10 protein-coding genes and 1 pseudogene are annotated in these 14,183 nt (G+C 70.6%); 3 read left to right on the forward strand and 8 right to left on the reverse strand.

From position 1 onward, the window contains the following. Nucleotides 1-38: 38 nt before the first annotated feature. From AB0H12_RS21745 to AB0H12_RS21775, 7 genes and pseudogenes are all read right to left on the reverse strand, one after another. Entirely contained in the window at nt 39-1,910 is a 1,872-nt protein-coding gene (locus AB0H12_RS21745; RefSeq protein WP_499624686.1) for a ricin-type beta-trefoil lectin domain protein, read from the reverse strand. A gap of 38 nt (nt 1,911-1,948) precedes the next feature. Continuing rightward, nucleotides 1,949-2,893 (reverse strand): carbohydrate kinase family protein, encoded by a 945-nt coding sequence (locus AB0H12_RS21750; protein WP_499624687.1) that lies wholly within the window; start codon nt 2,891-2,893, stop codon nt 1,949-1,951. 63 nt (nt 2,894-2,956) lie between these two features. Beyond that, nucleotides 2,957-4,243 carry a glycoside hydrolase family 32 protein gene (locus AB0H12_RS21755; protein ID WP_499624960.1) on the reverse strand — a complete coding sequence of 429 codons (1,287 nt, stop codon included), beginning with the start codon at nt 4,241-4,243 and terminating at the stop codon, nt 2,957-2,959. A 468-nt stretch (nt 4,244-4,711) separates the two neighbouring features. Beyond that, nucleotides 4,712-5,331 (reverse strand): annotated as a pseudogene (locus tag AB0H12_RS21760) (glycoside hydrolase family 32 protein); the annotation flags it as partial. A 200-nt stretch (nt 5,332-5,531) separates the two neighbouring features. Beyond that, nucleotides 5,532-6,305, reverse strand: a complete 774-nt coding sequence (locus tag AB0H12_RS21765; protein WP_499624688.1) for an ATP-binding cassette domain-containing protein — start codon at nt 6,303-6,305, stop codon at nt 5,532-5,534. After that, nucleotides 6,302-7,339 carry an ABC transporter permease gene (locus AB0H12_RS21770; RefSeq protein ID WP_499624689.1) on the reverse strand — a complete coding sequence of 346 codons (1,038 nt, stop codon included), beginning with the start codon at nt 7,337-7,339 and terminating at the stop codon, nt 6,302-6,304. Before AB0H12_RS21770 ends, AB0H12_RS21765 begins: the two co-directional genes overlap by 4 nt. 3 nt (nt 7,340-7,342) lie before the next feature. Beyond that, the gene (locus AB0H12_RS21775) at nt 7,343-8,395 is read right to left on the reverse strand and encodes a sugar ABC transporter substrate-binding protein (protein WP_499624690.1); all 1,053 of its coding nucleotides are present in this window, start codon (nt 8,393-8,395) and stop codon (nt 7,343-7,345) included. A gap of 225 nt (nt 8,396-8,620) precedes the next feature. Between AB0H12_RS21775 and AB0H12_RS21780 the strand changes: the two genes are divergently transcribed. Further along, nucleotides 8,621-9,652, forward strand: a complete 1,032-nt coding sequence (locus AB0H12_RS21780; RefSeq protein ID WP_499624691.1) for a LacI family DNA-binding transcriptional regulator — start codon at nt 8,621-8,623, stop codon at nt 9,650-9,652. 165 nt (nt 9,653-9,817) lie between these two features. Here the strand turns inward: AB0H12_RS21780 and AB0H12_RS21785 are convergent, their stop codons facing one another. Beyond that, entirely contained in the window at nt 9,818-11,755 is a 1,938-nt protein-coding gene (locus AB0H12_RS21785) for a glycoside hydrolase family 31 protein (protein WP_499624692.1), read from the reverse strand. A gap of 243 nt (nt 11,756-11,998) precedes the next feature. Here AB0H12_RS21785 and AB0H12_RS21790 point away from each other — a divergent pair, with 243 nt between their 5' ends. After that, nucleotides 11,999-13,117 carry a hypothetical protein gene (locus AB0H12_RS21790; RefSeq protein ID WP_499624693.1) on the forward strand — a complete coding sequence of 373 codons (1,119 nt, stop codon included), beginning with the start codon at nt 11,999-12,001 and terminating at the stop codon, nt 13,115-13,117. Between the two features lie 159 nt (nt 13,118-13,276). After that, on the forward strand, nt 13,277-14,128 hold the full coding sequence (locus tag AB0H12_RS21795; RefSeq protein WP_499624694.1) for a trypsin-like serine protease: 852 nt from the start codon (nt 13,277-13,279) through the stop codon (nt 14,126-14,128). Nucleotides 14,129-14,183 lie beyond the last annotated feature (55 nt).

Below are 14,183 nucleotides of genomic sequence, written 5' to 3' on the forward strand. Positions count from 1 at the left end.
GGTGGCGCCACCCGCCCTTCGTCAGGTTGTGGCGATCGTCAGGTGGTCGGCATGCTCCACCGCTGGTTGGGGCCGCCGACGCAGTCCCAGACCTGCAACTGGCGGCCGTTGGCCGCGTCCCCCGCGGTGAGGTCGAGGCAGCGCTTGGACCACGCGTTCTGGTACTGGTTCGTGCCGATGCGGGTCCACCGCTGGTTGTCGCCACCCCAGCACGCGTGGGTCTTGAGCTTCGCGCCGTTGCCGATGGTCTCCCCTGGCTGGTCGAGGCACTCGTTCCCGATCTTGATCTTCCCGGCCGCGGTGAACGTCCAGCGCTGGTTGCCGCCGTTCCAGCAGTCCCAGATGTTCACGAGGGCCGTGGCGTTGTCGCGGTCGACGCACTTGTCGGCGCCGTTCCACTTGATCATGCCGATGCCCTGGTCCGGTCCGCTGGGCGCGTTCGCCCAGGCCTTGCTCAAGCGTCGGAAGGTCAGGGATTCGACGCGCACCGTGCCGTTGTTGGCGTAGGTGCGGATGCCGAGGCTGCCGCTGGAGGAGTTGAAGTCGACGTTGTCGGTGACCGAGATCCGGCCGTCGTTGCCGAAGGTCTCCAGTTGCCCCCGGTCGACGAGGACCCGCAGCTTCACCCGGTTGTCGATCGGCGCCATGGGGGCGTCGGCGAGCGTCTGCCGGACGCGGTCGTAGCCGATCGCGGCGTCGCGGGTGCCGTCGGCGCGGCGGTGCAGCTCGACGCCGAAGTCGGTGGCCGTGGCCCCGGTCAGGTCGTAGGTCGCCTCGATCTCGTAGGTGTCGGCGGTGATGCCGTTGAACGGGTTGGTCGCGAGGTCGTTGGAGATCGTCAGGTCGCTCCACGTCTGCGCGGCCTGGCGGATGGTGGAGATCTCGCTGACGGGGTTGCGGGTCACCCGGACGCCCTCGCCCGGGAACGTCCTGAGCCCGAGCTGAGCGGGGAACGACGCGTTGCCGGTCCAGGTCGAGCCCTTGTTGCCGGGCTGCCAGAACATCTGGACCACCCGGTTGCCGGGCATGTTCGTGAAGGTGAGGCCGGCGTAGGCGGTCCCGCCGAAGTCGGTCCGGCCCACGTCCACGCGTTGCGGACGCGACCAGCCGGTGTCCGGCACGAAGGCACCGGCGCTGTCGAGCGTCCCGATGACGTACTCACCGCTCGCGTCCTGCAGGACCCACTTCGGGTTCGCGCTGTTGCCGTCGACGGGGAGTTGGTAGAGGTCGGGGCACTCGAACAGCCAGTCGGCGCGGAACTCGCCGCGGTAGGTCCAGTCGAGCAGGTTCGTGGAGCTGTAGAACTTCGCGGCGTTGCCGCCCTCGTTGCCCCAGAAGACCATGCCCCAGCGGTTGCGCGCGGCGTCCCAGAACACCTTCGGGTCGCGGGACTCGTACGGGGTGGAGATCACCTTGGCGCCGCCGTCGTACATGCGGAACGTCCTGGCGCCGTCGGTGCTGTAGGCGATGGAGACGCCGTTGGTGTTGGTGAACAGCAGGATGGGGGCGTCGGCGCCGGTCTTGAGGCCGGTGACGTTGGTGGTGTCCACCCAGCCGCCGCCGGAGAACAGGGTCGCGTTGTGCGTGCCCGGCTCGAGGGCGATCGGCTGCTGCGTCCAGTGCACGAGGTCCCTGCTCGTCGCGTGGCCCCAGTGCATCGTGTCCCAGTTCAGGCCGTGCGGGTTGTGCTGGTAGAACAGGTGGTAGACGCCGTTGTGGTACAGCGGCGCGTTCACGTCGTTCATCCAGCCGCCCTGCGAGCTGAAGTGGAACTGGCCGCGGAACGGCTCGTCGTAGTCGGTCGCGTCGTAGGGGTACTCCGGGTAGGGCGCCGCCTGCGCCGAGGGCGCGGCGATCGCGGTGATCGCCATCAGGATCGCCACTGCCGACAGGACAACGGATCTGCGCATGCTGGCCTCACTTCACGTCTGTGGGAAGAGAGTTCGGGTCAAGCGGTCGCGGGACGGATTCCGGCGGTGAGCAGTTCGTCGAACCAGGGGGAATCGGCGCCGGGGCGGGTGCAGGTGATGGCCGCGACGCGTTGGGCGTAGGCGAGGACGTCGGTGAACTCGGAGCGGGTGACGGTGGCCAGGTTGGTCCGGGTGAGCAGGTCGTCGCGGTCGAAGGCGGCCAGCAGCCCCGCCATGAACGCGTCTCCCGCGCCGACGGTGTCGGTGACGTCGACGGGGAGGCCGGGGAGATCGATGTGCCCGGTGGGCCCGGAGGCGTGCACGCCGTCTGCCCCGCGGGTGACGATGACGAATGCCGGCCCCTGCTCGTGCCACTCGGACACGACGTCGGCGAGCGGTCGGTCGGGGGCGATCCACCGCAGGTCGTCGGCGCTGACCTTGACGACGTCGACCATGCCGAGCCAGCGCCGCAGCCGGGCGCGCACGGTGGCGTGGTCGTCGATGAGCATCGGGCGGATGTTGGGGTCCAGGGTGGTGACGCGGTGCGGGTGTTCGCGGGAGAGCAAGGTCTCGAACGCGGTGGCCATGGGCTCGATCGCGAGGGCGAAGGAGCCGCCCACGTGCAGTGCCGCGTCCGGCGGGAGTTCAGCCGGCAGGTCGGCGACCTGCCAGCCGCCGTCGGCGCAGCCGTCGATGTAGAACGAGTAGTCGGCCACGCCGTCCCGGTCGACGTCCACCACGGCGAGGGTGGTCGGCGCGGTCGACTCGGCGATGTGGCGGAGGTCGACGTTCGAGGTCTCCAGGTGGGTGCGCAGCAGCGAGCCCAGGCGGTCGTCGGCGAGGCGTGCCAGCAGCGCGGTCGGGGTGCCGAGCCTGCCGAGTCCGACGGCGGTGTTGGCGGGGCTGCCACCCGGGAGGGGCCGGTAGCCGCCGACGCGGTCGGGCACGAGGTCGATGAGGGCCTCGCCGGCAACGATGATCATGTCGTGTTCCTTGTCGGGAAGCGGTGGTGGAGCCGGGAGAGGTGGCTCCACCACCGCGAGCTGTCAGCGTCGGTAGGAGCCCATGTGCCACGCGGTGAGGCGGTCGATCCGGGCGTCGCCGCCCTCGGCGAAGACCTCCACCCCGTCACCGGCGGCCGGGTCGGGGAAGACCAGGCTGGTGATCACGGCCTGGCCCGTGCCGCCGAAGACCTCGACCGACGAGCGGTCCACCAGCACGCGCAGCGTCACCTTCCCGTCCACGGCGGCCAGCGGCGCGCGCTGCACGGCGGGGAAGTCGGGGCTGAAGTCGACGCGCCCGGACCGGGTGCGGTCCACGTACAGCTCGCCGCGGGTGGTGTCGTAGCCGATCACGGTCTCCTGCCCGGGACCGCTGTGCACTTTCAGGCCGAGGCGCTCGGCATCCCTGGACGAGAAGGTCGCCTCGATGTCCAGAGCCTGGCCTTCGGCACGCCTGCCCAGTGATCGCGAGCCCTCGCGGACAGTGCTGCCGTGCACGACGACCGGCGCGCCCTGGTGGAGGCGGTCGAGGGCGCGCACCGGTTCCTGGACGAGCCTGACCTCACCGCCGACGGTGCGCAGCCCCAGCTGCCTGACCACGCTCTGCGCACTGCGCCACGGTGACGTCAGGGTGTTGCCGGCGTACTGCCAGTTGTTCATCCAGCCGATCGCGTAACGCTTGCCGTCGGGGGCGTTCTCCCAGGACACGGGGGCGTAGTAGTCCTTGCCGAAGTCCACCCAGTCCGCCCTCTCGACGGTGGACTTCGCGGGTGCGCCGGCGAGGGTGAACCGGTCGGCCAGCACGTGTCCCCACCCGGCGGTGTTGCGGTCCACCAGAGAGATCCGCGCCTGTTTGCCGAGGTGCTCGCGCAGGTCGAAGGAGGTCCAGTCGAGGGTTTCGCGGTCCGCCCCGGTGGCCGTGCGCACGACCTTCCCGTCAACCACCAGGTTGACCGACGTCTCGGTGGAGCGCGGCTTGGCGGGGGCGTCGGCGAGCACCACGTGATCGACCAGGATGTGGCCCCAGCCGCCGGTGTTCTGGTCCACGACCTCGAAGCGGGCCCCCTTCCCGGCAAGGTCTCGCACGTCCCACGAGGCCCAGTTCAGGGCCTCGGAGTCCTTGCCGGTGGCACTGCGCACGACCTGACCGTCGACGACCAGCCGCACCGCGGTGGCTGCTTCGGAGGCGGCGGGGTGGTTGCCGCCGCCGATGAGGAAGTTCAGGTACGGCGAGGAGATGGTGAACTCCGGTGAGGTGAGCGTGCCGGTCGCGGCGTCGCCCCGGAGGAAGGTGTTGACCAGACCGCCGCCCTGCCAACCGGAGACCTCCATCTGACCGGGCAGCGCGCCGGTCGCGGGCGCGGTGCCGAACGCCTCGCCGGTGGCGGTCCAGGTCCCGTAGGCGCCGCCCTCGAAGTCGGCCAGGACCTGGCGCGCCGGCGGCGTGTCACCGGTCGCGGCGGCCGGGTCGTGGGGGTGCCTGCCGCCGCCGATCTTGAAGTTGAGGTACGGCTGGTCCACGGTGAACGGCGGGGAGGTCAGGGTGCCGGTCGCGCCGTCGCCGCCGTGGAAGCTGTTGGCGTAGCCGGTTCCCTCGACGCCGCCCACGGGGAGTTGCCCTTCGAGCGGGCCGGTGGCCGGTGCGTCGCCGAAGGCGGTGCCGGTGGTCGTCCACCCGCCGTAGGAGGACTCGAAGTCCTGGACGACCACGCCGGCCGGTGGGGTGTAGCTGCCGTCGTCGTCAGCGGTGAAGCGGGTGCCGTCGAAGTCGCCGACGAAGTACTGCGCGGCCGAACCGCCCGCGATGCCGCCGGGGTTGGTGCTGACCACCAGCACCCACTTGGTCTTGCGGGGGTCGCCGTCGACCCGCAGCGGGAACAGGTCCGGGCACTCCCACACGCCGCCCGTCGCGCCTGCCGGGCCGAAGTCGCTCAGGTGCGTCCAGGTCTTGAGGTCGGGTGAGGAGTAGAAGCCGACCTCGTGCTCGGTGGACAGCGCGACCGCCATCAGCCAACGCCCCGCCTGCCACTGGACCTTGGGGTCGCGGAACTCGCGGGAGCCGATGTCGAGCACCGGGTTGCCCGCGTGCTTGGTCCACGTTCTGCCGTTGTCCGTGCTGTAGGCCAACGACTGCGCCTGCCGACCGTCCGCTTTGGAGTGCGTGGTGTAGATCGCGACCATGGCCGGGTCCTCGGCCGTGCCGAAGCCGGCGGTGTTGCCGTGGTCGACGACGGCGCTGCCGGAGAACACCATCTCGGTGTCGTCGTGCGGGAGGGCGAGCGGGAGTTCCCGCCAGCGCACGAGGTCGCGGCTCACGGCGTGGCCCAGGACATGTTGCCCCAGGTGTTGCCGTCCGGGTTGTACTGGTAGAAGAGGTGGTACTCGCCCTCGTGGTAGACCAACCCGTTGGGGTCGTTCATCCAGTTCTTCGCGGGTGTGTAGTGGAACTGCGGCCGGTGGGGTTCGGTGAACGAGGGCTCGGCGTACGCGTTCGGCACCGCCCCGAGCAGGACGGCGGCGGTCAACAGGCTGACGAGACGACGACGTCTCACGACACCTCCAGGAAGGCGTGCTCGTCCCGCGCGACGCCCGATGAGGCGTCGCGCGGGGAACGGCAGCGTCAGGCGGCTTGGTCGGGCGGCTCCATGGCGCCGGTCATGATCGCGACGGCGTCGGACATGGAGATGGTCTTCGGGTCCACGACGGCCTTGCGGCGGCCGAGGCGTTGGATGTGGATGCGGTCGGCGACCTCGAAGACGTGCGGCATGTTGTGGCTGATGAGGATGACCGGCAGGCCGCGGTCGCGGACCTGGAGGACGAGGTCGAGCACGGCGCGGGACTCGCGGACGCCGAGGGCGGCGGTGGGTTCGTCCATGATGACGACGCGGCTGCCGAACGCGGCGGCACGGGCGACCGCGACGGCTTGCCGTTGGCCGCCGGACAGGGTTTCGACGGCCTGACCGGGGTTCTGGATGGTCATGATCCCCAACGCGTCGAGCTGTCGCCGCGCCTCCTCGCGCATGCCGTTGCGGTCGAGCATCCGGAACACCGTGCCGAGCACGCCCTTGCGGCGGCGTTCGCGGCCCAGGAACAGGTTGGCGGCGATGTCCAACGACGGCGACACGGCCAACGACTGGTGCACGGTCTCGATGCCGGCGTCCCGTGCGTCGATCGGCGAGGCGAACGACACCTGCCTGCCGTCGACCAGGATCTCGCCATCGTCCGGCACGACCGCGCCGGACAGCGCTTTGATCAGGGTGGACTTGCCGGCTCCGTTGTCGCCGATGACGGCCAGGATCTCGCCCGGCAGCAGCTCCAGGTCGGCGCCGGACAGGGCGGTGACCCGGCCGTAGCGCTTGACCAGGCCGCGGGCCTGCAACACCGGTGTGGTCATGGCTTCACCTTCCGGATCCACTGGTCCAGCGAGACCGCGACGATGATCAGCACGCCGACGGCCAGCGTCTGCCACAGCACGTCCACCCCGGCCAGCGCCAGCCCGTTGCGGAACACGCCGACGATCAACGCGCCGATCAGCGAGCCGACGATGGCGCCGCGCCCGCCGAACAGGCTGGTCCCGCCGATGACGACGGCGGTGATGGAGTCGAGGTTGTCCATCTGGCCGGCCTGCGGGCTGGCCGAGGCGATCCGCCCGATCAGCACCCAGGCCGCCATTGCGTACACCAAACCCGCCGCCGCGTACACGCTGAGCAGCACGCGGCCGGTGCGGATGCCGGACAGCCGGGAGGCTTCGAGGTCGTCGCCGGTGGCGTAGACGTGCCGTCCCCAGGCGGTGTTCTTCAGCGCGAACGCCATCGCGGCCACCAGCAGCACCATCATGATCGAGCCGTAGGTGACGCGGGTGCCGCCGATGTTGATCGTCTGGCCGGTCCACAGCAGCAACGAGGGCATGTCGGTGCCGCGGATGGTGGCGCTTTCGGAGTACCAGAGGTTGAGCGCGAAGAACACGTTGAGCGTGCCGAGGGTGACGATGAACGGCGGCAGCTTCAGCCGCGTGACCAGCAGGCCGTTGAGCAGGCCGCACAGCGTGCCGACGAGGAAGCCGAGCAGCAGCGCGGGCAGGCCCGGCAGCCCCGTGTCCGCCGCCACCTTCGCCATCACGATCGAGGTCAGCACCATGATCGCGCCGCAGGACAGGTCGATGCCGGCGGTGAGGATGACGATCGTCTGGCCCACGGCCAGCGTGCCGATGACCGCGACCTGTTGCAGGATCAGGGAGATGTTGCCCGGCGTGAGGAAGCGGGGCGACAGCACGGCGAACACCACGACGGCGACCAGCAGCACCACGGCCGGCCCGATCGTGGCCTGTGAGTGCAGCAGGTGCTGCAGACGGGCCAGGGGCGAGCGCCTGGTGTCCTCGCCCAGTGGGTTGCCGCCGGGTGAGTGGCCCGTGGACAGGGTCGTCGACATGGCTCAGCCCCAGCAATTCTGCAGGCCCCAGGCGGAGTCCTTCGACTCCACGCCGGACGCGGGCTGGTCGGTGATCAGGGTGACGCCGGTGTCGACGAAGTCCTTGCCCGCGGTGTTCTGCGGCTTGGTGCCGTCCTTCGCGAACTTCGCGATCGCCTCCACGCCCAGCTGGGCCATCTTCAGCGGGTACTGCTGCGCGGTGGCGCCGATGATGCCCGACTTGACGTTCTCCACGCCGGGGCAGCCGCCGTCGACCGAGACGATCGTGACGTCCTTCTCCTTGCCCGCCGCCTTCAACGCCTCGTACGCGCCCGCCGCCGCCGGCTCGTTGATCGTGTAGACGAGGTTGACGCCCGGGTCCTTCTGCAGCAGGTTCTCCATCGCGGTCCGGCCGCCCTCCGGGGCGCCGTCGGTCACGTCGTGGCCCACGATGCGCGGGTCGCTCTCGTCGCCGATCTTCGCCTTGTCCTTCACGTCGACGCCGAAGCCCTCCAGGAAGCCCTGGTCACGCTGCACGTCCACGGACACCTGGTTCGGGTTGAGGTCCAGCAGCGCGATCTTCGCCTGCTTGCCCTCGGCCTCGAACTTCGCCTTGGCCCACTGCCCGATCAGCAGCCCGGCCTGGTAGTTGTCGGTGGCGAAGGTCGCGTCCGCCGCGTCGGCCGGCTCCAACTGGGTGTCCAGCGCGATCACCAGCAGCCCGGCCTGCCGCGCCTTGTCCACCGAGGGCACGATCGCCTTGGAGTCGTTCGGCGTGATCAGGATGCCCTTGGCGCCCGCGCCGATCAGGTTCTCGATCGCGTCGACCTGCGACTGGTTGTCGCCGTCCTGCTTGCCCGCGAACGACTGCACCGTCGCGCCGGTCGAGCCGGCGGCGGCCTGCGCGCCCTCCTTCATCTTCACGAAGAACGGGTTCGTGTCCGTCTTGGTCACCAACCCGACGAGCGTGCCGCCGCCGGCCGCACCGCCGCCGTCCCCGCACCCGGTGACCAGCGCCAGCAAGGACGCCGACACCAGCGCCGTGAGCCTGACGCCCGTTCGCGACCGTCCGGTCATGTCTCCTCCAACGTCAACGTTGACGTAACCGGCCGCCGGACCCGATGTGGTTCCGTCGTGGCCGCCCGTTACGCATGCAGCAGTGGAAAACGCCGCACTTCCGGTCCCATGAGGACAGTTCGAAGAAGTGGGACTTTCGTTAAGTCATCGTTGACGCTAGCTTCGTGGTCCAAGTCACGACAAGCTGCCGTTACACAAGCGTTACCCAGGATGGAGCAGAGGACCATGGACGCACGGGGTGCACGGCGCGAGCCGACCATGAAGGACGTCGCCGCACTCGCCCAGGTCAGCACGAAGACGGTGTCCCGGGTCATCAACGACCTGCCCGGCGCCGGTCCCGACGTCGTCGAACGCGTCCGCGCCGCCGCCCGCACCCTCGGCTACCGCCCCAACCTCACCGCCAGCAGCCTGCGCCGCTCGGACAAGCGCAGCGCTACCATCGGCGTGCTGTTCGAGGACCTGTCCAACCCCTTCGACGCCGCCCTGCTGCGCGCCGTCGAGGACCGCGCCCGGCAGAACGACGTGCTCGTGCTGGCGGGCAGCAACGAGGACGACCCGGCCCTGCAACGCGAACTGCTCACGTCCCTGGCCACCCGCCGCGTCGACGGCATCGTCGCCATGGCCGCCGGCGGCCACCAGGACGCACTCCAGCAGGAACGCGAACGCGGCACACCCATGGTCCTGGTCGACCGCCCACCGACCTTCGACGGCACCGACAGCGTCACCACCACCAACCGCGACAGCTCCCGCGAAGCCGTCCTCCACCTCGCCGAACGCGGCCACCGGCGCATCGCCTTCCTCGGCGACCGGCAGACGCTCTGGACCAGCCAGGAGCGCTACACCGGCTACCTGGAAGGACTCGCCCACACCGGCCTCACCCTGCGCAAACAACTCATCCGCACCGACCTGCACGGCCCCGACGCCGCCGAGACAGCCACGGCCGCCCTGCTCGACCTCGACGAACCGCCGACCGCGCTGTTCACCGCGCAGAACCTCGTCACCGTCGGCGCGATGCGCACCCTGCGCGCCCGCGACCTGCACCACCGGATCGCGCTCATCGGCTTCGACGACTTCCCCCTCGCCGACATGCTCGAACCCGCCGTCACCGTCCTGCGCCAGGACGTCCCCGCCCTCGGCCGCAAAGCCGCCGAACTCATCTTCACCCGCATCGACGGCGACCAGTCCCCACCGACGCACGCCGTCATCCCGGCCACCCTCGTCCAGCGCGGTTCGGGCGAGATCCCGCCGGCGCCGTGATCGGACACGGACGCGCAACAGGTCGTTGACAGCCGCTTCATCCTGATGAATCCGTCACCGGACCCACCTCGATTCACCATGGTGCGGCGCCGAGGAACGTGAGGCAGCCGCGCTCACCGCCGGGACCGAATGCGCCCGCCGGCCGACCCCGGCCTCACCGCGCGGTCAGGTGTGGTCCGGGATGGGCGAGGTGCCTTGTCGGACGAAGACCGGGATGCGGTCGAGCGGTGCGCCGGTGTCCACAGCGGTCCCGCCAATGGCCGGTGCTCCGGTCCACGCGTCGGTCCAGTCCGTTCCGGAGGGCAGGTACACGGTCCTGGAGCGTGCGCGGTACTCGGTGACGGGTGCGACCAGCAGGTCGGGGCCGAACATGAACTGGTCCTCGACCTGCCACGCCCGCTCGTCGTCGGGGAAGTCGACGAACAGCGGCCGCATCGGGGGCAGTCCGGTCTCGTGCGCGACGCGCATCTGGTCAAGGACGTACGGCTTGAGCCGTTCGCGCAGGTGGAGTTGGTCGCGCAGGATCGGGTAGGCCGTCTCGCCGAAGGACCACAGCTCGTTGGGCCCCCCGGTCATCTCGGCGGTGAACGGCTGGTTGGGCGCCCGGTCGCCGTGCAGGCGCAGCAACGGGGTGAACACCGCGTACTGGAACCAGCGGATCACCAGCTCGCGGAACTCCTCGTCGTCCGGGTCGCCGCCGAGGAAGCCGCCGATGTCGCTGTTCCACCACGGGATGCCGCTCATCGCCATGTTCAGCCCGGCCCGGACCTGCACGGCGAGCGAGTCGAACGTGCTGGCGATGTCGCCGGACCACACGGCCGCGCCGTACCGCTGGCTGCCCGCCCACGCCGACCGGATCAGCAGCACGATGTCGTCCTCGCCCGCCTCGCGCATCCCGTCGTGGAAGCCCTGGGCGAGCAGGAGGGGGTAGAGGTTGGTCACGGCGCGGCCGGGACCGGCGTGGTAGACCGCCTCCTCGGCGAGACCGGACGCGAGGTCGGGCTCGCACGCGTCCAGCCACCACACCTTGACGCCGTGGTCGAGGTAGTTGCGCCTGACCTGGTCCCACAGGTACTGGCGGGCCGCGGGGTTGGTCGAGTCGACGTAGGCCAGTTCCGCGTACCCGGACGCGTCGGGCCAGTGCTGTCGCGTGAGCCCGCCCCCTGCCCGGCCGACCAGCAGACCCGCGCGCCGCATGGGCTCGTAGTTCTCGCTGGCGGCGCCGATGGTCGGCCACACGGAGACCATCAGGCGCACGCCCATCTCCTCCAGCTCCCGCACCATCGCCCGCGGGTCCGGCCACGAGGTCGGGTCGAACCTCCAGGAGCCCATGGCGGGCCAGTGGAAGAAGTCGGCGACGATGACGCTCAGCGGCAGCCCGCGTCCGTGGTGCTCGCGTGCGACGGCCAGCAGTTCGTCCTGCGTCTTGTAGCGCAGCTTGCTCTGCCAGAAACCGGCCGCCCACTCCGGCATCATCGGCGTGTGCCCGGTGGCCTCGGCGTAGCGGGCGAGGATGTCGGCGGGACGGGCGCCCGCGGTGATCCAGTAGTCGATCTGCTGCGAGTCCCGCGCCACCCAGCGGGTCACGTCCATGCCGAGCTCGACCCGCCCGATCGCCGGGTTGTGCCACAGCAGGCCGTAGCCGCGGCTGGACACCAGGAACGGGATGGCGACCTCGCCGTTGCGCTGCACGAGGTCGATCACGCAGCCCTTCTGGTCGAGCCTGCCGTGCCCGTGCTGGCCCAGGCCGTAGAACCGTTCGCCCGGGTAGCCGCGGAAGCGCTGCTCGAGCCCTTCGGTGGTGAAGTGCCGCGGGCCGGGCCACCAGATGTAGGGCGGCGCCTCGGCCAGCAGCTCGGCGCCGTCGGCGGAGGAGAGGAACCGGAGGTGCCCCCGGTCGTCCAGCTCGGCGGTGATCCCGCCGTTGACGATGCGGCGCTCCTCGACGACCGGGCTGCTCGCCTGCGGCTTCGGGGTGAGCAGCGCGCCGGGCAGCTCGTCCCGCAGGCTGTCGCGCGCCACCCGCACCCGCAGGCTGTCGACACCCCACGGCTCCACCCGCACGACCACGTCGGACGTGCTCCACTCCAAGGCCTCCGCCATGAGACGTCGTTCCCTTCCGAAGAATGCGCCGTGGTGGCGGCTTCCTGCCGTCGGATGCAGCCGGTGTGTGTCGAAGCGCTTCGACAGTCGGCAGGCTACGAGACCGCACTGGGGTCGGCAAGGGGGTCCTCAGCACGGCATCGCGTTCGAGACGGTGGATTCCGCTGTCCGGACGACGCCGGCTCCGTGCGCCCGCGACTACCGTTTGGATCGATTCAGCGGACATCTCGCAATGGAGCGACCATGCCCAAGTCACGCACGACCGCAGGAGTTCTCGCCCTCGCCGTCGTCCTGCCCCTGGTGGCCGCGCCCACCGCGCAGGCGAGCGCCTCCATCACCGAACTGCCCGGCCTGCCCGGCTACCCCACCCACCGCGCGATCGCCGTCAACGACCTCGGGCAGGTCGTCGGCGTCGCGGAGGGCAACGGCAAACCGCGTGCCGTGCGGTGGACCGCGAGCGGCGCCGCGGCCACCGACCTCGGGCTCGGCAGACCGTCCGGGCTCAACCAGGTCGGCCAGGTGCTCATCGAGGAAGGTGTCAGCCTCACCGGCCCCTTCGTCCAGCGGGCCCGGATCTGGCAGGACGGCACGGTCACCGACCTCACGCCCAGCGGCGCCGGCGTGGTGATCGCATCGGCGATCGGCAACACGGGCGTGGTGCCGATGACGTACTCCACCTCGCCGTCGGGGTACCACCAGGAGAAGGCGGTCGTGTGGCGGGACGGCAAGCACACGTCGTTGCCCGTGACCGGGCCACACCTGTGGACGAGCGCAGTCAACGACGCCGGCGTGGTCGCGGGCTCCAAAGCGCCCATGTTCGGCACCGACCTCCACGCGTTCCTCTGCCCGGACGCCACGACGTGCAGGCCGTTGCCGACCGTGCCGGGGTCGAGCACCTACTCGGTGGAGGCGATCAACGAAGCCGGGGTGGTCGTCGGCAACCGGGACACCAAGGCGTTGCGCTGGGCGGGCGACCAGGTGACCGTGCTGTCGACGTCCGGCGGGGTGGCGAACAGCCCGCAGGCGATCAACGAGCGCGGTGACGTCGTCGGGTGGACCACGGACGCGAGCGGCACGCGGCGGGCGACGCTGTGGCGGGCCGGCGGCGGGTCCGTGACGCTGAACGTGCCCGGTCGGTCCGAGGCGGTCGCGGTCAACGACCGGGGTGACGTGATCGGCTGGACGGGCAGCGCCGGCTCACCCCGCGGGTTCCTGTGGCGGGACGGGAAGGTCGTCTACCTCGGCTCGCTCGGCGGCACGCGCAGCCTGCCGGTGGCCTTGAACGAGCGCGGCACGATCGTCGGCGAGAGCACGACCGCCGACGCGACGCTCAAGGCCGTGCGGTGGACCGTGACCGGCTGACCTGTCGCCGCCGGAGCGGTTGACCTCGCCAGGGCCCAACGGACCCGCAGGCCAGGCGCGCTGGTTCCCTGGCATCTGTGAACCACTGCGGTTCGGTGTCATCCGGGCAGTGAAAGGGGTTGAATTCCGGCACTACGCCGCTCGCAGCAAGGAGTGCACATGCGCACAGCAACCGTGGCCGCGGCAGTCGTCGCCCTGGCCGCCGTGACCGCCTGGCCCGCTTCCGCGATCAACACCTACAACGCCGTACCCGCCCCGGAGCGCACCGAGGTCGGCGCCCTGGTCGCGACCTGGGACAACGACGACAACCCCGCCACGCCGGACCGCGTCGACTGGGTGTGCAGCGGCACGATGGTCGACGCCGACACGTTCCTCACCGCGGCCCACTGCGTCGACGGTTGGCCGTCGAACGTCAAGTTCTACGTCTCGCTGCTCCAGGACGTGCAGTCCGCGCTCGACGCCGCGACGGGCACCCCGGCGCAGAAGGCGGCGTCGGTCGGTGTGCAGGGCGTGGCCCACGGCGACCCGGCCTACCCGGGCAACTCCGCCGATTCGCACGACATCGCGGTGGTCGAACTGCCCGCCAGGCAGGTGGCGGCGCGCTGGAACTTCAAGCCCGCCACCCTGCCGACCGCGGGCAAGCTCGACGCGATGGGCCCGAGGGCGCTCGACGCCACCGAGTACACCGTCGTCGGCTACGGCACGGAAGAAGCCCAGAACGGCCCCGGCGGCCACACCCACCCCGGCGGCGGCGTGCGGATGAAGGCCCCGCTCGGCTTCAACGCGCTCAACAACACCTGGCTGCGGCTGTCGATGATCGAGGCGCAGGGCAACGGCGGCGCGTGCTACGGCGACTCCGGCGGTCCGAACTTCGCCACCATCGACGGCAAGCGCGTCCTGGTGGCGACCACGATCACGGGCGACGCCCCGTGCTACGCCACCAACGTCACGTACCGCCTCGACACGCCTTCCGCCCGTTCCTTCCTCGCGCCCTTCGTCGCCCTCCCGTAACACCCGAAAGACGCGGCTCCACCACTCGTGGGCGGGACATCGTGCGATCCGCCCA

The organism is Actinosynnema sp. NPDC023794, from assembly GCF_040639675.1.
Classification (GTDB): domain Bacteria; phylum Actinomycetota; class Actinomycetes; order Mycobacteriales; family Pseudonocardiaceae; genus Actinosynnema; species Actinosynnema luteola.

Coding starts and splice junctions, on each gene's coding strand:
- AB0H12_RS21795 (WP_499624694.1), top strand. CDS start 13,277: ATGCGCACAGCAACCGTGGCCGCGGCAGTCGTCGCCCTGGCCGCCGTG.
- AB0H12_RS21780 (WP_499624691.1), top strand. CDS start 8,621: ATGGACGCACGGGGTGCACGGCGCGAGCCGACCATGAAGGACGTCGCC.
- AB0H12_RS21745 (WP_499624686.1), bottom strand. CDS start 1,910: ATGCGCAGATCCGTTGTCCTGTCGGCAGTGGCGATCCTGATGGCGATC.
- AB0H12_RS21755 (WP_499624960.1), bottom strand. CDS start 4,243: ATGGAGGTCTCCGGTTGGCAGGGCGGCGGTCTGGTCAACACCTTCCTC.
- AB0H12_RS21750 (WP_499624687.1), bottom strand. CDS start 2,893: ATGATCATCGTTGCCGGCGAGGCCCTCATCGACCTCGTGCCCGACCGC.
- AB0H12_RS21765 (WP_499624688.1), bottom strand. CDS start 6,305: ATGACCACACCGGTGTTGCAGGCCCGCGGCCTGGTCAAGCGCTACGGC.
- AB0H12_RS21790 (WP_499624693.1), top strand. CDS start 11,999: ATGCCCAAGTCACGCACGACCGCAGGAGTTCTCGCCCTCGCCGTCGTC.
- AB0H12_RS21770 (WP_499624689.1), bottom strand. CDS start 7,339: ATGTCGACGACCCTGTCCACGGGCCACTCACCCGGCGGCAACCCACTG.
- AB0H12_RS21775 (WP_499624690.1), bottom strand. CDS start 8,395: ATGACCGGACGGTCGCGAACGGGCGTCAGGCTCACGGCGCTGGTGTCG.
- AB0H12_RS21785 (WP_499624692.1), bottom strand. CDS start 11,755: ATGGCGGAGGCCTTGGAGTGGAGCACGTCCGACGTGGTCGTGCGGGTG.